Source organism: Ancylobacter dichloromethanicus (assembly GCF_018390645.1).
Taxonomy (GTDB): domain Bacteria; phylum Pseudomonadota; class Alphaproteobacteria; order Rhizobiales; family Xanthobacteraceae; genus Ancylobacter; species Ancylobacter dichloromethanicus.
Map to the genome: position 1 here is coordinate 56,075 of NZ_JAHBGC010000016.1, position 22,816 is coordinate 78,890.

Consider the following 22,816-nt stretch of genomic DNA (forward strand, 5'->3'; position numbering starts at 1 on the left):
CGTAAAGCCACCCTCGATGATCTTGGCTCGGAGAAAGGCCGGACCCGCATCCCGCGCCTGTCGGATAAAGCATTTCCTGCCTATCTCACCGATTTCGACGCGTATAGCCCGGCTGTCTTAATTCGGTCCATGTTCTTGATATGTTCTTATTGATGGGTTAGAGAATCCGTCATGCAACATCGCGCCACCGATTCCCCTCCCGGGCCGTCCGCGCCCCCCGCCGCTCCCCGGCATCTGGGCCGGCTGGCGCAGCAGCGCCGCGACGCGCGCGCCGAGGAGCGCAGTGCCGCCGCGCGCGACCTCACCGGCCTGTCGGACCTCGACGCCGTTCCGCCCGCTCCCATGCCGGACTGGATGGTGGAGGCCGAGCGTCGGCGCGGGCGCGGGGCACTGTCCAACGCGGCCGGGCGCTTCGAGCCGCACAGTCGCGAGCGCTTCGACGATGGCTGGCTGGAGTTGGACGATTTGCCGCCCTTCCGCACCAGCGTGACGGTGGAGAAGCCGCGCACCATCATCAACCGCAACGAATCGCCCGATGTCGGCTTCGACCGCTCGATCAACCCCTATCGCGGCTGCGAGCATGGCTGCGTCTACTGCTTCGCGCGGCCGACCCACGCCTATCAGGGGCTTTCCGCCGGGCTCGATTTCGAGACCAAGCTGTTCGCCAAGCCGGACGCGCCTGAACTCCTGGCCAGGGAATTGTCGAAACCCGGTTATGAGCCGCGCACCATCGCACTCGGCATCAATACGGACGGCTATCAGCCGATCGAGCGGGAATGGCGGCTGACCCGGCGCATTCTGGAGGTGCTGCGCGATTTCGCCCATCCGGTCGGCATCGTCACCAAATCGGCGCTGGTGGTGCGCGACCTCGATATTCTCGGCCCCATGGCGGAAAAGGGGCTGGTGAAGGTGGCGCTCTCCATCACCACGCTGGACCACAAGCTGGCACGCATCATGGAGCCACGCGCGGCGACGCCGCAGCGGCGGCTGGACGCGCTGCGCGCCCTCTCCGAGGCCGGGGTGCCGACCGCGGTGCTGGTGGCCCCGGTCATTCCCGCCGTCACCGATGCGGAGATGGAGCGCATCCTCGACGCCGCCGTCGCGGCCGGCGCTTCCGAAGCCGGCTATGTCATGCTGCGCGTGCCACTGGAAATCCGCGACCTGTTCCGTGAGTGGCTGCTGGCGCATTTTCCCGACCGCTACCGTCATGTGCTCTCGCTGCTCAAGGAGCTGCACGGCGGGCGCGAATATGATTCCACTTTCGGCCAGCGCATGACCGGCACCGGCCCCTATGCCTGGACGCTGGCGCGGCGCTTCGAGATCGCCAGCGAGCGGCTCGGGCTCAACCGCCGCCACACGCGCCTCACCACCCGCCATTTCACCCGCCCGCCACAGAAGGGCGAGCAATTGTCGCTGTTCGGAGAAGACAGATGAACGGGTCGATCATGGAGGCTGGGGAGGGCAGGATGGATGCGGACGAAAAGCCGGCGGGCGGGATGCAGGGCGGTGCCGGCGCCGCCATCGGGCGGGAGCGGGGGGAGGCCGGGCCGCGCGAGCCCGCTTCCACCGGACGTGCCATGCCGCCGCTGCGCCTGTCGCTGGTCACGCTGGGTGTGGCGGATCTGCAGCGGGCGGTGACCTTCTATGAGGCGCTCGGGCTGAAACGGCGGGTCAAGGAGGCGGCCGGCGCCGCTTTCTTCGATGCCGGCGGCGCGGTGCTCTCGCTCTATCCGCGCCACGAGCTTGCCGCGGATGCCGGGGTGCTGCCGGGCCGCGCCGGGGCATTCGGCGGCATTGCCCTCGCCTGCAACAGGGCGAGCCGGGCGGAGGTCGACACCACGCTGATCCGCGCCGTGGCGGCAGGCGGGCGGGCGCTGCGCCCGGCGCAGCCGACCTTCTGGGGTGGCTATTCCGGCTATGTCGCCGACCCCGACGGCCACCCCTGGGAGATCGCGCACAATCCCGGCTTTCCGTTCGATGCGGCGGGCCGCATCGTCCTGCCGGAGTGAGCGGCGCCGGGGCCGGCCGGCAGCGACATGCCGTCGCAGGCGTGGACATGGGAACACCGGCAGGCACCCTTGAGGCGCCCGCCGTTTGTGGGCGTCAGTTGCCGCCAAGCAGCGGCGCCAGTTCCTTGTCGAGCTGCTCCGGACTCAGCGCGCCGGCCACCTTCTTGCCGTTGATGAAGAAGGTGGGCGTTGAATCGATACCGAAATCGGTGGCGCCACGCTTGGCGACCTCGTCGATCTCGCCGGCCAGCTTGGTGTCGTTCAGGCAGGCGTTGAACTGTTCCTCGGTCATGCCGCTCTGCTTGGCGATGGCCAGCAGCGCCTGCGCGGGATTATTGCTGAAGGCCCAGTTCTTCTGGGTTTCGAACAGCGTGCCGGTCATCGGGTAGTACTTTCCCTCGCCGGCGCAGCGCGCCAGCATGAACGCCGCCTTGGCGACGATATCGAGCGGAAATTCGCGCAGGATGAAGCGCACCTTGCCGGTGTCGATGTACTTCTCCTTGAGCACCGGAAAGGTGGTCTCGTGGAAATGCGCGCAGTGGCCGCAAGTCATCGAGGCGTATTCGACGATGGTCACCGGCGCGTCCGCCTTGCCGAGCACCTGGTCCGGCAGGGCGCCCGGTTCCATCAGCTTGGCGGTGTCGACCGTCTGCGCCTCGGCCGGGCCCGTCAGCGCGGTGCCGAAGGTGGAGAAGGCGGCGACGGCGAGGGCAAGAGTGCCGATACCTTCGAGGAAGCGACGGCGGTCGATCATTGTCGGTCTCCAGAAGAAGGCCGGACGTTCCCGCCGGCTTCGAATGCCATGTCAGCTTATCGGTGATCCCCGTCCTTTCGGTCGCGGGACAACCTAGCGCCTACAGCCCCCGCGCCAACATGGCAACGGTACGCCCGATGGCCCTGCCTCACCGCTGCGTGAAGCCGGGACCTTTGCCGCGCCTTTCACGCGCCACCAGCGCCCCGAGCCGGGCGAGGGAGGCGGCAAGGGCATCGTCGTCGAACACGCCGGCGCTGGCCGCCAGCCGCTTCTCGGCCGCGCCGCGTTCCGCCGCGTCGGGCTCGACGAAGCGGAAGCGCGGGCGCGGGCGCGGCACCGGTCCCTGGCGCAGCGCCAGCCGGCCGATGCAGCGCCAGCCGAAATACCGGTTCACCCGCTCGATCACGATCGGCGCGTCGTGCTGCAATTCGATGGCAAACCCGCCTTCGACCCGGACGTGCAGCACGCCGGGCTCCCCACTGTCCGGTCGCGAGGGCCAGGCGAGCCGGGTCGGCACCGCCCGCGCCGCCAGCGTCTCACCGACGATGTCGGCCCAGCGGGTGACAATCTCCACCGAGGCGAGGCCGCGCCGGCGGCAGCTCTCGGCGATGGTGCCGTCGATCAGGTCGGCGAGCGGGCGGGGTCGGGAACGGAGAGCCATCTTCATCTCGTCTTGCCCGGCAGGGCCGAAGCGGCCACGGTGCGGGCGTCGTGTCAGAGGATCGCATGCCCGCCGCCACCAATCCAGCCACTGCCCCTGCCGCGCCTTCGCCGCCCGATCCGACGGCGCTGCTCGCCTGGTATGACCGTCATCGTCGCCACCTGCCCTGGCGCGCGGCGCCCGGCACGCGGCAGGACCCGTACCGGGTGTTCCTGTCCGAGATCATGCTGCAGCAGACCACGGTGGTGACGGTCCGGCCGTATTACGAGGCGTTCCTGCGGCGCTGGCCGGATGTAACGGCGCTCGCGCGCGCGCCGCTGGAGGAGGTGCTCTCGGCCTGGGCCGGGCTCGGCTATTATGCCCGCGCGCGCAACCTGCACGCCTGCGCCAGGGCGGTCACGGAGCGCCATGGCGGGCACTTCCCCGAGGGCGAGGCGGAGCTTCTGGCCCTGCCCGGCATCGGCCCCTACACGGCGGCGGCGATCGCCGCCATCGCCTTCGAGCGCCGCGCCGCGCCGGTCGACGGCAATTGGGAGCGGGTGCTGGCGCGGCTTTTCGCCGTGGAGGAAGCGCTGCCCAAGGCGCGCGCGCAGTTCCGGGGGCTGGCGCTTACCCTGCTGCCACCGGCGCGGTATGGCGATTTCGCCCAGGCGTTGATGGACCTCGGCGCCACGCTCTGCACACCGCGCAAGCCCGCCTGCGCGCTCTGCCCCTGGGAGCGTGCCTGCGCCGCCCGCGCCGAGGACAACCCGGAGCGCTACCCGCTCAAGGCGGCGAAGGCGGCGCGGCCGACCCGCCAGGGCGTGGCCTTCCTCGTCATACGGGCGGATGGCGCGGTGCTGGTGCGCACGCGCGCCGCCAGAGGGTTGCTCGGGGGCATGAGCGAGGTGCCCTCGACGCCATGGCAGCCGGGCGGTATCGCCAACCCGGCCGCGCATGCTCCGCTCGCCGCCTCATGGACGGCGCTCAACGCGCCGGTGACGCATGTGTTCAGCCATTTCGCGCTGGAACTTCAGCTCTGGCGGGCGGAACTGCCGGCCAGCGCCGTCGCCCCGGCCGGGCATCGCTGGGTGCTTCCAGGAGAGTTCGACGCCGAGGCGTTTCCCAGCGTCATGCGCAAGGTGCTGGCCCATGCCGGATAGGCTGCCGGATGGACTCCGCCTGGCGCGAATGAACCTTCCAGCTCTCGGATCGTTGTTCCTGCAAGCCGCGAGTGTGCGGATCAACAGGAGAAGACGATCATGGGCAGCACGATGGACAAGGCCAAGGGCATGGGCAACGAGGCCATGGGCAATGTGAAGCAGGGCGTCGGCAAGATGACCGATTCCGAGCGTCTCAAGGCCGAAGGCAAGGCCCAGGAACTCAAGGGCGAGGGCCAGCAGGCCAAGGGCGAGATCAAGGACGCGGTGAAGAAGGCCGGCAATCTCTGAGCCAGCCGCTCTGCGCCGTTTGCGCCAACATAATCAAGGCCGCCCCATCCGGGCGGCCTTTTTCGTGCAGCCTTTTCCCGGCCGCCTCATTCACGGGGCGGCTTCCACGAAGCGCAATTCCGCGATGGCTCAGGCGAACGGAGGCGATTGCGCGCTCACTCCGCCGCCATCGCCATTTCCGTGCGCACCACGGCCCGCAGCGAGTCGATGGGGCGCAAGCCCTCGCCGGTGGCAATGTGCCAGTAGGTCCAGCCATTGCACGCCTCGATGCCCTGGGCGAGGGCGCCAGCGCGGTGGATCGAGCCGATCTGGCCGAGGCCCGGCGCGGTCTCCAGCGAGAGCGTGCCGTCGGCCCGCACCATGGCGCGCATCTTCGCCTTGGCATCGGTAAGCATTGTGCCGGGCGTGACGAGGCCACGCTCCACCAGCGAATTGAAGGCGATGCGCGGCGCCTCGCGTGCTGTCGGCGCGGTGGCGAGGGCGAGGTCGGGCAGCGGTTCGACCGCGTCGATTCGCGCCTGTGCGGCGTCGGCATAGGCGGCGTCGCGCTCGACGCCGATGAAGTGCCGGCCCAGCCGCTTGGCCACCGCCGCCGTGGTGCCGGAGCCGAGGAAGGGGTCGAGCACCACGTCGCCGGGCTTGGAGGCCGAGAGGATGACCCGCGCCAGCAGCGCCTCCGGCTTCTGCGTCGGGTGCACCTTGTGGCCGGCTTCGTCCTTGAGCCGCTCCTGGCCCGAGCAGATCGGGAACAGCCAGTCGGAGCGCATCTGCACATCCTCGTTGGCCGCCTTCATCGCCTCGTAATTGAAGGTGTATCCCTTGGCCTCGGGCTGGCGCGCCGCCCAGATCAGCGTCTCATGCGCATTGGTGAAGCGCCGGCCGCGGAAATTCGGCATCGGGTTGGTCTTGCGCCAGACGATGTCGTTGAGAATCCAGAAATCGAGGTCCTGCAGCAGGGCGCCGACGCGGAAGATGTTGTGATAGGAGCCGATCACCCACAGCGTGCCGGTGGGCTTCAGCACCCGCCGCACCGCCAGCAGCCAGGCGCGGGTGAAGGCGTCGTAGGATTGGAAGCTGTCGAACTTGTCCCAGGCGTCGTCCACCGCGTCGACCCGGCTGTCGTCGGGGCGCTTCAGTTCGCCCTGGAGCTGAAGATTATAGGGCGGATCGGCGAAGACGAGATCCACCGACGCGGCGGGAAGCCGCGACAGGGCGGCGACGCAATCGCCGCGCAGGATGGTGTCGAGGGGCAAATCGGCAGCAGGGCCAGCGGAACGGGCAATGCCGGATCGGGGAGCCCTTTGGGCCTCCCCGTTGCGAACGACCTTCATGAACGCTCTACCCTACTCGTACAGGACGCAACGGAACTCGTGTATCCACAATCTCCGCCGGACAGGGTAAAGACCGGGTAAAGCGATGCCGCCAAAACCACATTCGACAACACCAACCCTGGCGCCCGCCGCGCGGACGGACCCGGCAGGCCTTCCGCGCTGGCATGGCGACGGCCTGCTGGCGCGCTCGCTGCGCTTTACCGCGACGGTGATGGCGCCGATGATCGCCGGCCTGCTGCTGCACCAGAACTACTGGGTCGGCTACGCGCTTCTCACCTGCATTCTCGGCTTCATGCTGGACACCGGCGGCCGGGCGCTTCCCCGCGCCGCGCTATTCGCCATGGCCGGCCTGGTGGTGGTGGCCGGGGCCATGCTCGGCGCCGGCGTGGCGGGCCATGTCTGGCTCACCGGTTGGGCGCTGGTGGGCACCGCCGCCCTCTATGCGCTGGTCGAGGCGGTGCATCCCAGCGCCGCCTTCGCCGCGCGCTTCTTCTGCCTCGCCACCGCCATCGCCGCGCTCGACGTACCCTTCCAGCCGGCCGATATACTCGTGGTGGCGGCGTTCGCCGCCTATGCCTGGCTGATCTCGGTCGGGTGGGACATGGCGAGCGGCCTGTGGCGCCCGCCCAACGGGCCGACGCTCGCCGCCATCGTCGCGCATCTGCGGGCGACCCAGCGCGAGCGGCTGCTCTTCGCCGGCATCGTGGCGGTCGCGGTGGCGGCGTCGTTTCTGGTCGGCCGGCTGCTCGGCCTGCCGCACCCGCACTGGGCGGTGTTCGCGGTGGTGATCGTGCTGCGCGACGACACCCAGTTCAGCCGCCGCATGATCGTCGACCTGGTGCTGGGCACGGTGCTCGGCGCCGGCGCCGCCTTCCTCTATGGGGCAGCCGTTACCTCGCCGGCCGGGCTGATGGCCGGCATCACCCTTGCCGCGCTGGTGCGCTGGCCGGGCCAGCAACTGCACGGCGCGCTGGGCATGGCGGCGATGGCGGCCTTCGTCATCCTGCTGCTCCAGCTGGTCGGCACGCTGATCGCGGTGCCGATGCACGCGGCCGCCGACCGGGTGGTCGATGTGGCGTTGGGCTGCGCCTTCTCGCTGGCGGCGCTGGTCGCCAATGCCCGCCTGCGCAAGGGATTGGGTTGGGAGACCGCGTGAGCCGCACCGGCGCGGCCGGCGGATGGGGCGGCTGCGGCTGAACGACCATGCCTGGCGGCGGTGGTGCGCTCGAATCGCAACATGTCGTGGATCGAGGCCGCCGCGCCACTTGAACTTGTGGCTGCCGGGCGGCATCCTAGAGGCATGAAATTCACCCGCCTGCGTCTCACCGGCTTCAAGACCTTCGTCGAGCCGACGGAAATGCTGATCGAGCCCGGCCTCACCGGCGTCGTGGGCCCGAATGGCTGCGGCAAGTCGAACCTTGTCGAGGCGATGCGCTGGGTGATGGGCGAGAGCTCCTACAAGGCGATGCGCGCCGAGGGCATGGACGACGTCATTTTTGGCGGCTCCACCACCCGCCCGGCGCGCAACACCGCCGAAGTGGTGCTGGTGGTCGACAATGCCGACCGTTCCGCTCCCGCCGTCTTCAACGATGCCGATCTTCTGGAGATCTCCCGCCGCATCGAGCGCGAATCCGGGTCCGCCTACCGCATCAACGGGCGCGAGGCGCGCGCGCGCGACGTGCAGATCCTGTTCGCGGATGCCTCCTCCGGCTCGCGCTCGCCCTCCATGGTGCGCCAGGGCCAGATCGGCGAGATCGTCGGCGCCAAGCCGACCGCGCGCCGCCGCCTGTTGGAGGAAGCCGCCGGCGTGGCCGGGCTGCACGCCCGCCGCCATGAGGCGGAGATGCGGCTGCGCGCAGCCGAGACCAACCTCACGCGGTTGGAAGACGTGATCGGCCAGATCGGCGGCCAGCTCGACGCGCTGCGCCGGCAGTCCCGGCAGGCCTCGCGCTACCGGGTGCTCTCCGCCGACATCCGCAAGGCCGAGGCGGCGCTGCTTTGGCTGCGCTGGCTCGAGGCCGAGGGCGGGCTTGGCGAGGCGAGCCGGGCGCACGACCTCGCCGTGCGCGAAGTCGCGGCCCGGACGCTGCAGCAGGGCGAAGCAGCACGCGCTGCAGCCGTCGCGGCCCACGGAATCCCCGCTTTGCGCGAGGCCGACGCGGCCGCCGCCGCCGCCCTGCAGCGCCTTGGCCTCGCACGCGGCGAGCTCGACCGCGAGGAAGCCCGCGCCGGCGCCCGCCGCGAGGAGCTCGATCGCCGGCTGCTGCAGCTCGGCGGCGACGTGGAGCGCGAGCGATCGCTCGCAAAAGACGCCGGCGAAATGCTGGAGCGTCTCGCCGGCGAGGCCGAGGAACTGACGGTCGCGCAGGAGCAGGCCGCCCAGCTGGAGGACGAGGCGCTCGCCGCTCGCGAGGACGCGGCAGCGACGCTCGCCGATTCCGAACGCGCCTTCGCCGACGCCACCGCCGCCAATGCCGAGGCCGGCGCCCGGCGCGGGGCGCTGGAGCGTGCCCTGCGCGAGGCGGGAGAGCGCCTGTCGCGGCTCGATCGTGACGTGGAACTGCTTTCCGGCCAGAAGCGGCAGCTGGAAGCCAATGTCGACGCCGCAAGGCTCGACGAGCGCCGCGTCACGGCGGATGTGGCGCAGGACGCCTTCGTCGCCGCCGAGGCGGCGGCGCACGACGCCGAGAACGCCCATGCCGGCGCCCGCGCCGCGCTCGACCAGGCGCGCCGTCCGCTGGCCGAGGCGGAACGGGCGTCCCAGCGGCTGGACACCGAGGCGCGCACCCTCGCCAAGCTGCTCGATGTCGGCACACCGCGGCGCTGGTCGCCGGTGCTCGATTTCATCGAGGTGGAGCGCGGCTACGAGACCGCGCTGGGCGCCGCGCTGGGCGATGATCTCGACGCACCCGCCGATGCCGCCGCGCCGGTGCACTGGTCGCTGATGGCCGCCGCGGGCGACGCGCCGCTGCCGGACGGGGCCGAGCCGCTCGCCGCCCATGTGGTCGCGCCCAAGGTGCTGGCCCGCCGCCTGGCCCAGATCGGCGTGGTGCCGCGCAGCGAAGGGCCGCGCCTCGCCGCGCAGCTCAGGAGCGGCCAGCGCCTCGTCTCCCGCGAAGGCGACCTGTGGCGCTGGGACGGGCTGGTGGCCGCCGCCGATGCGCCCACCGCCGCCGCCCGCCGGCTGGCCGAGCGCAACCGGCTCGCCGATATCGAGACCCAGCTCGAAGGTGCCCGCACCGAAGTGTTACGTCACCGGCGGGCGCTGGAAGGAGCCGAAGCCGAACTCCGCGCGGCCGGCGCCCGCGAGAATGCCGCCCGCGAGGCGCGCCGCGCCGCGCTGCGCACAATGGAGGCGGCCCGCGACGACCTCGCCCGCGCCGAGCGCGCCGCCGCCGAACAATCCGCACGTCTCGCCGCGCTCGGGGCCAATCTCGCGCGTCTGCAGGAAGAGCGCGAACTGGCGGCGGTCCGGCTGGAGGAGGCCCACGAGGCGGTCGCCGACCAGCCGCCGGCGGCCGAAGGCGATGCGCAGCTGGCGGAAATCCGCGCCCGCGTCGCGCAGGACCGCGCCGTGCTGGCCGAGACCCGCGTGCGCGCCGATGCGCTGGTGCGCGAGCGCGATCAGCGGATGCGCCGGCTCTCCACCATTGCCGCCGAGCGGGCGTCGTGGGAAGCGCGCGCCGGCGGCACCGGCGAACGGGTGGCGGCGCTGGAGGCGCGCCTCGCCGAGGCGGCCACCGAGCGCGCGGATCTGGAGGACGCGCCGGTGCGCTTCGCCGCCCGCCGCCGGGCGCTGCTCGATGAAGTCGCCCGCGCGGAAGCCGCGCGGCGCGAGGCGGGCGACAGGCTGGCGAACGCCGAATCGCTGCAATCGGAGGGCGACAGGCTCGCCCGCGCCACGCTCGACGCCCTGGCCGCCGCCCGCGAGGAAAGCGCCCGTGCCGAGGCGCGGGTGGAGGCGGCTCGCCAGCGCCGCGAGGATCTGGCGCGCGAGATGGCCGATGTGCTTGACGGTCCGCCCGAGACCGCCCGCGAGATCGCCGGCTTCACCCCCGACACGCCGCTCCCCGTCCTGGCCGAGCTGGACGTCGAACTCGGCCGCCTCAAGGCCGACCGCGAGCGGCTCGGCGCGGTGAACCTGCGTGCGGAGGAGGAACTGGTCGAGATAGAGACCCAGCAGAGGGGGCTGACCGGCGAGCGCGACGATCTCACCGAGGCGATCAAGCGCCTGCGCCACGGTATCTACGGGCTTAACCGCGAGGCGCGCGAACGGCTGCAGGCCAGCTTCAATGTTGTCGACAGCCATTTCCGCCAGCTCTTCACCACGCTGTTCGGCGGCGGCGAGGCGCAACTAGTGCTGACCGATTCGGACGATCCGCTTGAGGCGGGCCTCGACATCATCGCCAAGCCGCCGGGCAAGAAGCCGCAATCGCTCTCGCTGCTGTCGGGTGGCGAGCAGGCGCTGACCGCCATGGCGCTGATCTTCGCGGTTTTCCTCACCAATCCGGCGCCGATATGCGTGCTGGACGAAGTGGACGCGCCGCTCGACGACGCCAATGTCGAGCGCTTCTGTAACCTGCTCGACGAGATGTGCCGCCTCACCGAGACGCGCTTCGTCACCATCACCCACAACCCGATCACCATGAGCCGGATGAACCGTCTGTTCGGCGTCACCATGGCCGAGCGTGGCGTGTCGAAGCTGGTTTCGGTCGATCTCGCCACCGCCGAGCGCTGGCGCGAGGCGGGCTGAACCGCCGCGGCCGCCCTGCGCCTCTGCCGGCCCTGGCTTGCGTCTTGCCCTGCCGGAGACCGGTGGCGTCGGTCCGGGGCGTTTGCCGTATTTCGATTGACACGCTGGCATGCCAAAAACATCGCCGACAGCTTCCCTTGGTGCCGGAAGCGATCGAGACGCCTGCGACAGAGCGTCCTGACTTTATTTTTATCCTGCTATTACAATGACTTAAAAGATGTGTTCACATCCTTGACACCCCTCGGAGCGAACACTATGGTGCGCCCGTCTTCGGGGTCGGGAAATCCTTCTCCGGTCAGGCTTGAGTGCAGGTGATGGACGACCGAGACAAGACGGACGGCCATGACGGCTCGGCTCGGCCGGATGTTTCCGACGCCGAGCTTTCCGGCAGGTTACGCGGGCTGGGAAGTGCGCTGGACAAGGTGCAGGCCGAGCGGCGAGCCGAGGAAAAGACGTCCGCCGTTCAGGATCGGACGTCGTCTTCGGCTGGCATGACGCTCGCTTTCCGGCTGGGAAGCGAGTTCGTCGCGGGCGTGCTGGTGGGGGCCGGCCTCGGCTGGGCCATTGATCGTTTCTTCGGCATCGCGCCGTGGGGAATGATCGTGTTCATGCTGCTGGGCTTTGGCGCCGGCATCGTGAACATGATGCGCGCGGCAGGGGAAACCGGCCGCAGGAGCCCGCCCAAGGGCGGGGCATGACGAATTCGGTGCCGCCCCTGGGGTGGTGCCTGAGAGGCAGGCGGCGTCGCTCCGGCGGCGCCTTGAGATGGGGGCGGGCGCCGGCGGCGCCGCGTGTTGAGGGCAGCGACCGGCGATGGCCAGCGGCAGTGTGATCGATCCGATCCATCAGTTCCAGATCATCAAGATCGTGGAATTGGGGCAGCCTGGCGGCGTCGAGCTCGCCTTCACCAATTCCGCCGCCTTCATGTTCGGCATCGTGGCGCTGGTGTTCTTCTTCCTCACCTTCGCCACCCGTGGCCGCACCCTGGTGCCCGGGCGCCTGCAGTCGATGGCCGAGCTTTCCTACGAGTTCGTCGCCTCCACCGTGCGCGGCTCGGCGGGCAATGAGGGGATGAAGTTCTTCCCCCTGGTCTTCTCGCTCTTCATCTTCGTGCTGACCGCCAACATGGTGGGCATGATCCCCTACGCCTTCACCGTCACCAGCCATCTGATCGTGACCGCCGCGCTGGCGCTTCTCGTCATCCTGACGGTCATCATCTACGGCTTCGTGCGCCACGGCACCCACTTCCTGCACCTGTTCGTGCCCTCCGGCGTGCCGGCGTTCCTGCTGCCCTTCATGGTCGTGATCGAGGTCATCTCGTTCCTCTCGCGTCCCATCAGCCTTTCGCTGCGTCTCTTCGCCAACATGCTGGCCGGCCACATCGCGATGAAGGTGTTTGCCGGCTTCATCGTGATGATGACCGCCTCGGGCGTCGTCGGCTGGTTCGGCGCGGTGTTGCCGCTGGCCATGGTGGTGGCGCTCACCGCGCTCGAATTCCTGGTCGCCGCCCTGCAGGCCTATGTGTTTGCGGTGCTGACCTGCATCTATCTCAACGACGCGCTGCACCCCGGTCACTGACCGGCGCGTCGCGGGAACCTCATCCAGCCATCCAACCAATCTGACTATTCCAACAGGAGAAGATCATGGAAGCGGAAGCCGCCAAGTTCCTCGGCGCCGGTCTCGCCACGCTCGGCATGGGCCTCGCCGCCATCGGCGTGGGCACCATTTTCGGCAACTTCCTCTCGGGCGCCCTGCGCAACCCGTCGGCGGCTGACGGCCAGTTCGCCCGCGCCTTCATCGGCGCGGCGCTTGCGGAAGGTCTCGGCATCTTCTCGCTGGTCGTCGCCCTCGTCCTGCTCTTCGTGGTCTGATGTCTCGCCCGGCGCCGGGGCCCCCGTGTGGGTTTCCGGTGCCGGGATGAGCCGACGTTCGCATTGATCGAGGAAGCCTGAACCATGTCCGAGACCCACGGTCCGGCCGGTATCATCGTCATCGCCCAGGCGGCGACGCCCGGCACTTTGCCGGCCGAAAGCGGTGTGGAGATTGCCGTGCCCCCAGGAGAAGCACACGGTGGCGGCTTCCCGCCCTTCGACGTCCATACCTTTCCCTCGCAGCTCCTCTGGCTGGTGATCGCGTTCGCCGCGCTCTACCTGCTGATGAGCCGCATCGCCCTGCCGCGCATCGCCAACATCCTCGAAGAGCGGCACGACCGCATCGCCGACGATATCGAGGAAGCCGGCAAGCTGAAGGCGGAGAGCGAGGCGGCGGCGCTGGCCTATGAGAAGGCGCTCGCCAGCGCCCGCAACAAGGCTCACGGCATCGCCACCGAAACCCGCGACACTCTCGCGGCGGAAGCCGAGACGCGGCGCAAGTCGCTGGAAGCTGACCTCAACGTCAAGCTGGCGGCGGCGGAAGTGCAGATCGCCGCCACCAAGACGGCGGCCATGGCCAATGTCCGCGGCATCGCGGTCGAGGCGGCTGGCGCCATCGTCGACACCCTGATCGGCACCACGCCCGCGCCAGGCGCGGTCGAGGAGGCGGTCGACACCGCCATCAAGGGCTGAGGAGCGCACGATGGGTAGTGATACTTTCTGGGTCGCCGTCGCCTTTGTGATCTTCGTCGTCCTGCTGGCCAAGGCGGGCGCCTTCTCCGGCATCGCCTCGAAGCTTGATTCGCGCGGCGACCGCATCCGCCAGGAACTGGAGGAAGCGCGCCGGCTGAAGGAAGAGGCGCAGAAGCTGGTCGCCGAGTACAAGCGCCGTCAGAGAGAGGCCGAGGAAGAGGCGGAGGCGATCGTTACCACGGCCCGCGCCGAAGCCGAGCGCCTCGCGGCCGAAGCCAAGCAGAAGCTGGAAGACCTCATCGTCCGTCGCACCAAGATGGCGGAACAGAAGATCGCCCAGGCGGAGGCGCAGGCGCTCGCCGAGGTGAAGGCCGCGGCCGCCGACGCGGCGGTGAAGGCCTCCGAAGTCCTGCTGACCGCCCAGCTTGTCGGCGGCACCGCCGACCGGGTGCTCGACGCGGCAGTCGCCGAGGTCAAGTCGAAGCTCAACTGAGCCGGCCGATTAGCACGAGTGCAAGAGCCCGGCTTCGCGCCGGGCTTTTTCTTGTGTTATCAGAGGTGTTTAATTACCATACAACTAACTCGGGAGTGATGCATGGCCGAGTTCCGGGCGTATGACAACGGGGGGCGCAACGAGAGCCCATCCGGTGAAAGCCGTGCCTCTAGATGTTTGTTTTTACGAATTTCTTCACGCGCACCGGAACCCTCTTCGCTCGAAAATGCTCTAGGCGCGCACCCACCGGCGCACATGAGGCATGTGCATTGATGGGCGTGGCATTCACGCCAGCTCCTCGGGGCGTAACGGCCGCTGGCACGCCGCCGACACATGCGTCGAGGCCATGTTCTTGGCGCAGCGCCTCGGCCAGCCGACGATCAGCGGGCGTGCCGTCTGCGGTCGCCGAGAAGGGCGGCAAGACTACCCTTGTGCGCCTTCCCGCCTCTCGGCGGTGCAGCCGAGCCTTCGGCGACCATGTGCGGCCCGCCCCGTGCCATCACACACGACCTTGCCCGCCTCAACTGGTCCAGCGGCGCGGGCGGTAGAAGGTGTGCTCGCCGATGCGGTCGAGCTTGCGCATCTCGCGGATCCAGTTCGGGCGCACGGAACGGGCGTGATAGTGGGTCGCGCGCCCGACCTTGTCGTCCCAGACCCGCCCATCGAGCATGTCGGCGGCAATCTCCCTGGCCTGCTTCCACAGCTTCGGCTCGGTCACCACGTCGCGGATGTTGTCGCAGGCGAAGGTGAACTGGCAGGCGAGGCGGCGATGCGCGTTCTGGTAGACGGCGCGGCAGATGTCGGCGGGGTAATAGCCGGAGAAGACGCGGTTCATCACCACCTGCGCTACGGCGATCTGGCCCCGCTTGGGCTCGCCCCGGCTCTCGAAATAGACGGCTTCCGCTAGGCACTTCTCGGCCCGGTCGCGCCGCTTGCCGGCCAGCCCCAGCCGCTCGGCCGGGGAGGGGCCGCTGGTGACACGCCGCAGGTCGCTGTCCTCGGACTTGGCGGCGTCGGTGGTGCCGCTGCCCTCGGCGAGGTCTGGCGTGCTCATGTGCAGGAAGGGCTGAGGCGGCAGCGCGGTCTCGTCGAGTCCGAAAATGAAGGCGCTCTGCCGGTAGAGCGGCAGGGAGGGGTCGAGCGCATAGGAGGCCGGGACCGGCGTGTCTTCGCCGTCCGGTGCGTCGTCGGCCGCGGCGAGGTCGATCGCCGGACCCTTCTGTTCGAGTTGGGCCGGATCGCCGGTCGGGTCGCCCGCCGGCACGGAATAAAGGCCATTGGTCTCGGCGCTGGCGATGTCGACGGCGTCGTCGTCCTCGAGGGGATCGGTGCCGGCGCCGGCAAAAGGCGTCGCGCCGTCGCCGGTCCCCACGCTCGTCGCCATGCCGGTGGCGAGGCTGGCCGGCGTGGTCGTGCCGGCGCCGGCGAGGCTCGGCGGCGTGGGATGGCCGGAGACGGCAAGCGGGTCGGCGTCGAGCGGGGCTTTCACTGTGCGCGCGAGCCGGTCGGTCTTGGTGTCGCGGTTGATGTCGATCGCCAGCGCGGCCTGCGGTGGGGCCGCGATCTCGGAATTGGCCAGCAGGGCGGAGCGTGAGGGCCAGGAGAAGGTGGAGGCCTCGAGCAGGCGCACCGGTTCGCCCAGGATGGAGATGCGGACCCGTTCGGCGACACCGGGCTGGTGCGCCAGCCGGCTCAGCATGTCCTGGAAACCGATGGTCGAGCCGCCGGCGAAGAAGAGGACCAGCGCCGCAGCGCCGGTCTTTCCCATCTTTCGAACGCGCGTCGAGACCCGCATGTTCACCCGCCGCCTACGCAACACAACAGAACCCCCGCCGCGTGGCCCCTGCATCACAGGCAAGAGGTCCACGCTCCGGCGCTATAGTTGTCGCGCATTAACCTTGCCCGAGCGTTAATGCCCTACCGGCAGCGACGGGGGGCTCGTCAGATCGGCCGCGGCGCGGCGGCGCGGCGCAGGCGGTCGGCGATCGCCTCGCCGAGATCATGGCGCGGCAGCGGCACCACGGCGATGGCCACTGCGCCGCCGGCATCGAGTTCGCGCAGGAAGGCGAAGAGACGGGCGGCGGCCTCGACCAGATCGCCGGTGGGGCTGAGGTCGCGCACATCCGCCGCGTGTTCGAAGCCCGGCGGCTGTGCGCCGGCGAAAGTCAGCAGCGCCTCGCCCGGTCTCACTTCGGCTGCCTCGAGCCGTACCGGGGCAGACGGCGCGTAATGCGAGGCCAGCATGCCGGGCGCCAGCGGGACGGGCTCCAGGCCGGGCCCTCCGGTAGACCGGGCGTCGGGATCGGCCAGAGAGGCACCGAGTGCCGCCTCGATCACCTCGCGCGGCAGCCCGCCAGGGCGTAGCAGCACCGGAACGGTGCCGGTGCAATCGAGAATGGTGGATTCCACCCCGACCGCGCAGGGCCCGGCGTCGAGGATCAGGTCGATGCGCCCCTTGAGGTCGGCGAGCACATGGGCCGCCGTGGTGGGCGAGACGTGGCCCGAGCGGTTGGCGCTGGGCGCGGCAATGGGCCGCCCGGCGGCCTTCAGCACCGCCTGCGCCACCGGATGCGCCGGCACGCGAAGGGCGACACTGGCGAGGCCGGCGCGGGCGAGGTCGCAGGTGGCGCCCTCAAGCGCGGGCACGACCAGGGTCAAGGGCCCGGGCCAGAAGCGGGCGGCGAGCGCCTCGGCCGCCGGGGTGAGGACGCCGACACGGCGTGCGGCCTCAAGGTCCGGCACATGGGCGATAAGCGGGTTGAAGCTCGGCCGACCCTTGGCGGCGTAGAGGTCGGCCACGGCGCGCGGCTCGGTGGCATCGCAGGCGAGGCCATAGACGGTTTCGGTCGGCAGTGCCACGAGACCGCCGGCGGCCAGTATGCGCGCGGCCTCCGCGATGCCGGCGGCGTCCGCTTCCAGCAGCCGCGTCGTCCGCGTTGTCGATGCCGGCATTCCGCTCGTCGTCACGCGCGCATCTCCTGCTTGCATCTCCGGCCCAGGCGCGCTCGGATAGGCCGTCCCGCCTTGCGGGTCAACGGCGCGGGCCGCATCGGCTCCGGCAGGTGCGGCAAAAAACGGTGGCGCCCCGTCTGGCCCCGCCCGGCGACGTGGCATATCGTCCACCACTCGCCGGGCCGGGAACGCCGCCGCCCATGCCGGCCAAAAAGCCGCCTGAGGACTGCCAAAGGAACGCCATGACCACCCTTCTGATCGCGCATGACGCCTGTCTCGAACACCTCACCCCTTCCGGTCACCCCGAGCGCCCGGACCGGGTGCGGGTGCTCAACCGGGTGTTCGAGGGCGAACAGTTCGCCACGCTGGCGCGCGAGCAGGCGCCGGTGGCGGGGCGCGAGGATATCGTGCGCGTGCATCCCGAGGATTTCGTCGCCGCGCTGGAAGAGGCGATGCCGGAGGAGGGCATGGTACGGATCGACGGCGACACGGTGATGTCGCCGGGCACCGGCGAGGCGATCTGGCGCGGGGTCGGCGGCGCGGTGCTCGGCGTCGACGAGGTGCTGTCCGGCAAGGTGGACAATGCCTTCGTTTCCATGCGCCCGCCCGGCCACCATGCCGAGACGCGCACGCCGATGGGCTTCTGCCTGTTCAACAATGTCGCCATCGCCGCCCGCCACGCCCAGAAGGTGCACGGCATCGGCCGCGTCGCCATCGTCGATTTCGACGTGCATCACGGCAATGGCACGCAGGAAATCTTCTTCTCGGACCCGAGCGTGATGTACGCTTCCACCCACCAGATGCCGCTTTTTCCCGGCACCGGCGCCGTGGGTGAGCGCGGCACCACCGACAACATCGTCAACGCGCCGCTGCGCTCGGGCGACGATGGCGCGCATTTTCGCGCCGCGTTCGAAAGCCGCATCCTGCCGCGGCTGGAGGCGTTCGGGCCGGAACTGCTGATTATCTCCGCCGGTTTCGACGCCCATACGCGCGATCCGCTCGGCAACATCAACCTGCTGGAAGAAGACTATACCTGGGTCACGAAGAAGCTGATGGACCTCGCCGACAAGCATGCCGGCGGCAGGATCGTCTCGGTGCTGGAAGGCGGCTACGACCTCGAAGGGCTGGCGCGCTCCGCCTCCGCCCATGTCATGGCGCTGATGCGCGGCTGATGGCGAGGGGGTGAGCGCCGCCGCCTGAGCCTGTATAAGGGGCGCGACTCATTGAGGAGAACGCGATGACCGACGGGCCGGACGTGAACGCGCTGAGCTTCGAGAAGGCGCTCGCCGAGCTGGAGACCATCGTCGCCAAGCTTGAGGGCGGCAATGTCCCGCTCGAGGAATCGATCGCGCTCTATGCGCGCGGCGAGGCGCTCAAGGCCCGCTGCGACGCGCTGCTTAAGGACGCCGAGGCGCGGGTCGAGAAGATCACGCTCAGTGCCGACGGCCGCCCCGCCGGCACCCAGCCGCTCGACGGGGAGTAGCTGGGCCACTGCCTGCCTCAGCCCGCAAGGAGGCGGCTGCGGCATTCGCGATTGAACACCCGCAGCGTCGAGGCGGGGTGGCGGGCCAGCGCCGCCGGCGGTCGCACCGGCCGGCCAACCAGCTCGCCGGTACAGTTCGGGCAGACATTTTTCAGCAGCCCGCCGGAACAGTCGGTGCAGAAGGTGCACTCGAAGCTGCAGATCAGCGCTTGGCGCGAGTCCGGCGGCAGGTCGCGGTCGCAGCACTCGCAGTTGGGCCGAAGCTCCAGCATGGCACCCTCGCTCAGTACACGCCCGGGATCAGCCGCGCCGTCCGGGCGCTGTAGGCACGGTATTCGTCGCCGAAGGTGTCGAGCATCATCCTCTCCTCGCGCCCGATGCGGAAGGCGTAGAGGATGCCGAAGCCGATGAAGCCGGCCGGGCCGACGATCCAGTTCGGGATCAGGATGAACTGCGCCAGCGCCCACAGGAAGAAGGCCGAATACATCGGGTGGCGCACATGGCGGTACACGCCGCCGGTGATCAGCTTGTGAGCGTCCTTGATCTCCAGCGTCACCGACCAGTTCTTGCCGAGGTCGCGGTGGGTGCGGCGGAACAGCCAGAGCGCGAAGATGAAGGTGAGCGTGCCGAGCGCGAACTGCACCGGCGAATAGGGGTAGTTGGCGGCGTCGAAGACCCGCGAGGTCGCCCAGAACAGCGGGACGATGCCGAGGCCGAGGGTGGAGCAGGACAGCAGGACGAGTTCGCGCAGCCGGTCGCGCGCGTCGACCACCCGCTCACGCTTTACCTTGCGTTCGAAGGGCAGGCGGATGACGTACCAGCCGATGCAGCCGGCGGCCCACACGATCTTGGCGGCGACGAGAAGGTTCATGAAGCGTCCGTTGGTTCAGGCGATCAGGGAGCCATCCGCCGCGAAGCGGCCGACCGGACCCTGCGGGCGGGAGGAAAGATCGGGGAAGGACAGCGGGCCGAGGGCGAACATGAAATAGTCGTAGGGCGCCTTCTGCTCGTTCGCCAGCAGGAACTGGTAGTGCAGGCGCATGGCGTGCCAGCGCAGCCGTCTCAGCTTGGCGTGGGTGAGCATTTCCTTGATGTTGGCGTTGCGCAGCAGGGGTTGGCTGGGCTCCGGCTGGTCGAAGCCGGCGCGGCGCAGCGTCACCGGGTGGAACTTGTAGAAATTGATGGCGTCGTGCCGGGCCTGATACTCGACCCAGGTCAGGCGAGGTGACGCCGCGATCCGTGCGGCCTGGCGGCGCACCTTGCCGCCCTTGCCGTGCAGGGCGAGCTTGGGAATGGTGGCACCGCAGGTGAGCAGGTTCACGCGCGTCGGGCCATCCGCCAGCGCGGGGTCGCGGTCCAGCGCGCGCTCGATGACGCCGAGCATCAGCGTCGCGCCGAGGCTGTGGCCGACGAGGATGATCTCGTCGTGAGCGCCCGCATGGACCACCTCGAGCAGCACGTCGGCAAAGCGGTCGAGCCGGGCGTCGAGTTCCGGCGTGCGGTCGTGCAGGTAGTCGCGCGCCAGGTCCCAGTCGTCGAGCGCCTGATGCAGGCGCCAGTCGCGTCCGGGCCGGTGGAACAGGCCGAAAAAGGTGGCGACGCCGGCGGCGAGGGCGGGAATCCAGACGATCGACGCCGGCAGCAACTGGCTGGCGCCCCACGCCACCAGCCCGCCCACCAGCAGGCCGGCACCGAGGAACAGCGCCGCAATGAGATAGGGAAAGAAGAAGAAGGCACCGTAGCGCGGGCTGGCGCGGAAATAGCCGCGCGCCGCGCCGCCGCGCAGGAAGTCCCACAGCCCGCCGAAGCCGCGCCACAGGCGGATCGGGTCGGGCCGCGAGTCCAGCGCGCCGATGATGTCTTCCCAGCGCAGGATCCGGTAGTCGGTGCGGGTGGACCAGTTGGGGCCGCGTGCCTCGACATCCCAGCGGGCGTAGGGCTGCGCGCCGTCGTCGAGCCGGGGCGTTACCGCCACTTCCACCGACCACAGCCGGCCGAACCGCTCCGCCTGGTTGGCAAAGCGCCCATGGTGGTAGTCCATGTCGGTCGGGTCGTGGCCGGGAAAGAACAGCATAAGCCGCCGCCACGTCCGGCGGCTGGCCTCCTCGGACATAGACCCCTGGGACACAGACCCCTGGGACACAGACCCGTCGCGGTCAGACCCGATGCGGGCGTTCTCGCCGCCGGCGGACGCCTGCGGGCGGTCTGGGGTCTCCGCCGCGGTTGCGACTCGTGCTTCCATCCCGCGTATTTAATGGAAGCCGCGCCGCGAGGCCAACGTTGGATCATCGTCTGCGCGCGGTCTCCACATGCGGTTGCGCCGCGATGGGCACAGGAGTCGCGCGGGCGTGCGTTGCGCGCCCTGCCGCCATTGTGTATGCCGTTAACCTTCGCCCGGAGATGTTCCGCCCTGCGCGCATCCCCGGCGAATGTGTTTTCGGAGCCGTTCTTGACCCGTCCTTCGACGCCGCTACTCGACACGATCCGCGCACCCGCCGATCTGCGTCTCCTCGCCGAGGAGCAACTGCCGCAGATCGCGGCGGAACTGCGTGAGGAGATGATCGACGCGGTGTCGGTGACGGGCGGCCACCTCGGCGCCGGTCTCGGGGTGGTCGAGCTGACCGTCGCGCTCCACCATGTCTTCGACACGCCCAATGACCGCCTGATCTGGGATGTCGGCCACCAGTGCTACCCGCACAAGATACTCACCGGCCGGCGCGAGCGCATCCGCACGCTGCGCCAGGGCGGCGGGCTCTCCGGCTTCACCAACCGGACCGAGAGCGAGTACGACCCGTTCGGCGCCGGCCATTCCTCGACCTCGATCTCGGCCGGGCTCGGCATGGCGGTGGCGCGCGATCTCGAAGGCGCCCAGCGCAATGTGGTGTGCGTGATCGGCGATGGCGCCATGTCCGCCGGCATGGCCTATGAGGCGATGAACAATGCCGGCGCGATGGATTCGCGCCTCATCGTCATCCTCAACGACAACGACATGTCGATCGCCCCGCCGGTCGGCGCCATGTCGGCCTATCTGGCGCGGCTGCTGTCGGGGCGCACCTATCGCTCGCTGCGGGAGACCGCCAAGCAACTCGCCGGCAACCTGCCGAAATTCTTCGGCCGGCAGGCGGCGCGGGCGGAGGAGTTCGCGCGCGGCTTCTGGACCGGCGGCACGCTGTTCGAGGAGCTCGGCTTCTACTATGTCGGGCCGATCGACGGGCACAATCTCTCCCATCTGCTGCCCGTGCTGCGCAATGTGCGCGACGCCGAGACTGGGCCGGTGCTGGTCCATGTCGTGACCCAGAAGGGCAAGGGCTATCCGCCCGCCGAGGCCTCCGCCGACAAGTATCACGGCGTGCAGCGCTTCGACGTCGCCACTGGCGCGCAGAAGAAGGCGGTGTCCAACGCGCCGACTTTCACGCGCGTGTTCGCCGACAGCCTGATCGAGGAAGCGCGCCACGACGACCGCATCGTCGCCATCAACGCCGCCATGCCGGCCGGCACCGGGCTCGACCTGTTCGGCGAGGTCTTTCCCGAACGGAGCTTCGATGTCGGCATTGCCGAGCAGCACGCCGTGACCTTCGCCGCCGGGCTGGCGACCGAGGGCTACAAGCCGTTCTGCGCCATTTATTCGACCTTCCTGCAGCGCGGCTATGACCAGATCGTCCATGACGTGGCGATCCAGCGCCTGCCGGTGCGCTTCGCCATCGACCGCGCCGGTCTGGTGGGGGCGGACGGGGCGACCCATGTCGGCGCCTTCGACGTGCCGATGCTGGCCGCGCTGCCGGGCATGGTGGTGATGGCGGCCGCCGACGAGGCGGAACTGATGCACATGGTGGCCACCGCCGCCGCCTATGACGAGGGGCCGATCGCCTTCCGCTACCCGCGCGGCGAGGGCGTGGGTGTCGAGCGACCCGCGCGCGGGACCCCGCTGGAGATCGGCCGCGGGCGCGTGGTGCGCGAGGGCTCGAAGCTCGCGCTGCTCTCGCTCGGCACCCGACTGGCCGCCTGCCTTGCCGCCGCCGACCAACTGGCCGGCTTCGGCCTGTCGACCACGGTGGCGGATGCGCGCTTCGCCAAGCCGATCGACCGGGAACTGGTGCTGCGCCTCGCCCGCGAGCATGAGGTGCTGGTGATAGTGGAGGAAGGCGCGGTCGGCGGCTTCGGCAGCCACGTGCTGACCCTGCTGGCCGAGGCGGGGGCGCTCGACCGCGGCCTCAAGGTGCGCACCTTGGCGCTGCCGGACCGATTCATCGAGCAGGATTCCCCGGCCGGCCAGATGCGCGAGGCCGGGCTCGACGCCGAAGGCATCGTGCGCGGCGTGTTCAATGCGCTCGGACGCGAGGAAGAGGCCGCGCTTGCGCTGCTGCGCGGCTGAGCGCGGCCGGATTC

General features: G+C 69.8%; 22 protein-coding genes. 14 read left to right on the forward strand and 8 right to left on the reverse strand.

The window, feature by feature from the left end:
• The first annotated feature begins 342 nt into the window (after positions 1-342).
• Positions 343-1,434: a PA0069 family radical SAM protein gene (locus KHC23_RS07150; protein ID WP_246544395.1), complete on the forward strand. Its 1,092-nt coding sequence runs from the start codon at positions 343-345 to the stop codon at positions 1,432-1,434.
• The gene (locus KHC23_RS07155; protein WP_309299203.1) at positions 1,431-2,009 is read left to right on the forward strand and encodes a VOC family protein; all 579 of its coding nucleotides are present in this window, start codon (positions 1,431-1,433) and stop codon (positions 2,007-2,009) included. Before KHC23_RS07150 ends, KHC23_RS07155 begins: the two co-directional genes overlap by 4 nt.
• Positions 2,010-2,103: 94 nt before the next feature.
• Here KHC23_RS07155 and KHC23_RS07160 read toward each other — a convergent pair whose 3' ends face one another.
• A complete protein-coding gene (locus KHC23_RS07160; protein ID WP_213370931.1) occupies positions 2,104-2,763 on the reverse strand; it encodes a DsbA family protein in 660 nt (219 codons plus the stop codon).
• A gap of 148 nt (positions 2,764-2,911) precedes the next feature.
• On the reverse strand, positions 2,912-3,424 hold the full coding sequence (locus KHC23_RS07165) for a DUF721 domain-containing protein (protein ID WP_213370933.1): 513 nt from the start codon (positions 3,422-3,424) through the stop codon (positions 2,912-2,914).
• A gap of 65 nt (positions 3,425-3,489) precedes the next feature.
• Between KHC23_RS07165 and mutY the strand changes: the two genes are divergently transcribed.
• Positions 3,490-4,566 carry an A/G-specific adenine glycosylase gene (mutY, locus tag KHC23_RS07170; protein ID WP_213370935.1) on the forward strand — a complete coding sequence of 359 codons (1,077 nt, stop codon included), beginning with the start codon at positions 3,490-3,492 and terminating at the stop codon, positions 4,564-4,566.
• A 99-nt stretch (positions 4,567-4,665) separates the two neighbouring features.
• Positions 4,666-4,854, forward strand: a complete 189-nt coding sequence (locus KHC23_RS07175; RefSeq protein ID WP_213370937.1) for a CsbD family protein — start codon at positions 4,666-4,668, stop codon at positions 4,852-4,854.
• Positions 4,855-5,009: 155 nt separating this feature from the next.
• Here the strand turns inward: KHC23_RS07175 and KHC23_RS07180 are convergent, their stop codons facing one another.
• Complete coding sequence (locus KHC23_RS07180) at positions 5,010-6,185, reverse strand: site-specific DNA-methyltransferase (RefSeq protein WP_246544380.1); 1,176 nt, start codon at positions 6,183-6,185, stop codon at positions 5,010-5,012.
• A gap of 85 nt (positions 6,186-6,270) precedes the next feature.
• Between KHC23_RS07180 and KHC23_RS07185 the strand changes: the two genes are divergently transcribed.
• The 7 genes from KHC23_RS07185 (at position 6,271) to KHC23_RS07215 (ending at position 13,995) form a co-directional block, all read left to right on the forward strand.
• Positions 6,271-7,341 carry an FUSC family protein gene (locus KHC23_RS07185; protein ID WP_246544382.1) on the forward strand — a complete coding sequence of 357 codons (1,071 nt, stop codon included), beginning with the start codon at positions 6,271-6,273 and terminating at the stop codon, positions 7,339-7,341.
• A gap of 144 nt (positions 7,342-7,485) precedes the next feature.
• A complete protein-coding gene (gene smc, locus KHC23_RS07190) occupies positions 7,486-10,938 on the forward strand; it encodes a chromosome segregation protein SMC (protein WP_213370939.1) in 3,453 nt (1,150 codons plus the stop codon).
• A 314-nt stretch (positions 10,939-11,252) separates the two neighbouring features.
• Positions 11,253-11,636 (forward strand): AtpZ/AtpI family protein, encoded by a 384-nt coding sequence (locus KHC23_RS07195; protein WP_213370941.1) that lies wholly within the window; start codon positions 11,253-11,255, stop codon positions 11,634-11,636.
• Between the two features lie 130 nt (positions 11,637-11,766).
• Positions 11,767-12,516 (forward strand): F0F1 ATP synthase subunit A, encoded by a 750-nt coding sequence (locus KHC23_RS07200; protein ID WP_213371067.1) that lies wholly within the window; start codon positions 11,767-11,769, stop codon positions 12,514-12,516.
• 65 nt (positions 12,517-12,581) lie between these two features.
• Positions 12,582-12,809: a F0F1 ATP synthase subunit C gene (locus KHC23_RS07205; RefSeq protein ID WP_131833791.1), complete on the forward strand. Its 228-nt coding sequence runs from the start codon at positions 12,582-12,584 to the stop codon at positions 12,807-12,809.
• An 84-nt stretch (positions 12,810-12,893) separates the two neighbouring features.
• Entirely contained in the window at positions 12,894-13,502 is a 609-nt protein-coding gene (locus KHC23_RS07210) for a F0F1 ATP synthase subunit B (RefSeq protein ID WP_213370943.1), read from the forward strand.
• A 10-nt stretch (positions 13,503-13,512) separates the two neighbouring features.
• Positions 13,513-13,995: a F0F1 ATP synthase subunit B family protein gene (locus tag KHC23_RS07215; RefSeq protein ID WP_213370945.1), complete on the forward strand. Its 483-nt coding sequence runs from the start codon at positions 13,513-13,515 to the stop codon at positions 13,993-13,995.
• A gap of 520 nt (positions 13,996-14,515) precedes the next feature.
• On the opposite strand, the gene KHC23_RS07220 is transcribed toward KHC23_RS07215, so the two are convergent.
• Both KHC23_RS07220 and KHC23_RS07225 read right to left on the reverse strand, forming a co-directional pair.
• Entirely contained in the window at positions 14,516-15,763 is a 1,248-nt protein-coding gene (locus KHC23_RS07220; RefSeq protein WP_213370947.1) for a cell wall hydrolase, read from the reverse strand.
• A gap of 173 nt (positions 15,764-15,936) precedes the next feature.
• Complete coding sequence (locus KHC23_RS07225; protein ID WP_213371069.1) at positions 15,937-16,947, reverse strand: L-threonylcarbamoyladenylate synthase; 1,011 nt, start codon at positions 16,945-16,947, stop codon at positions 15,937-15,939.
• A 242-nt stretch (positions 16,948-17,189) separates the two neighbouring features.
• Here KHC23_RS07225 and KHC23_RS07230 point away from each other — a divergent pair, with 242 nt between their 5' ends.
• Together KHC23_RS07230 and KHC23_RS07235 are read left to right on the forward strand one after the other, a co-directional pair.
• Entirely contained in the window at positions 17,190-18,119 is a 930-nt protein-coding gene (locus KHC23_RS07230) for a histone deacetylase family protein (protein ID WP_213370949.1), read from the forward strand.
• 65 nt (positions 18,120-18,184) lie between these two features.
• Complete coding sequence (locus tag KHC23_RS07235; RefSeq protein WP_213370951.1) at positions 18,185-18,430, forward strand: exodeoxyribonuclease VII small subunit; 246 nt, start codon at positions 18,185-18,187, stop codon at positions 18,428-18,430.
• Between the two features lie 17 nt (positions 18,431-18,447).
• On the opposite strand, the gene KHC23_RS07240 is transcribed toward KHC23_RS07235, so the two are convergent.
• From KHC23_RS07240 to KHC23_RS07250, 3 genes are read right to left on the reverse strand one after another with little or no spacing between them, the layout of a single operon-like run.
• Positions 18,448-18,702, reverse strand: coding sequence for a DUF1272 domain-containing protein (locus KHC23_RS07240; RefSeq protein WP_213370953.1), 255 nt, complete (start codon positions 18,700-18,702; stop codon positions 18,448-18,450).
• Between the two features lie 11 nt (positions 18,703-18,713).
• Positions 18,714-19,301, reverse strand: coding sequence for a protein-S-isoprenylcysteine O-methyltransferase (locus tag KHC23_RS07245; RefSeq protein WP_213370955.1), 588 nt, complete (start codon positions 19,299-19,301; stop codon positions 18,714-18,716).
• A 15-nt stretch (positions 19,302-19,316) separates the two neighbouring features.
• Positions 19,317-20,504 (reverse strand): hypothetical protein, encoded by a 1,188-nt coding sequence (locus KHC23_RS07250; RefSeq protein WP_246544386.1) that lies wholly within the window; start codon positions 20,502-20,504, stop codon positions 19,317-19,319.
• A 375-nt stretch (positions 20,505-20,879) separates the two neighbouring features.
• Here KHC23_RS07250 and dxs point away from each other — a divergent pair, with 375 nt between their 5' ends.
• Positions 20,880-22,802, forward strand: a complete 1,923-nt coding sequence (gene dxs, locus KHC23_RS07255) for a 1-deoxy-D-xylulose-5-phosphate synthase (protein WP_213370959.1) — start codon at positions 20,880-20,882, stop codon at positions 22,800-22,802.
• The last annotated feature ends 14 nt before the right edge of the window (positions 22,803-22,816 follow it).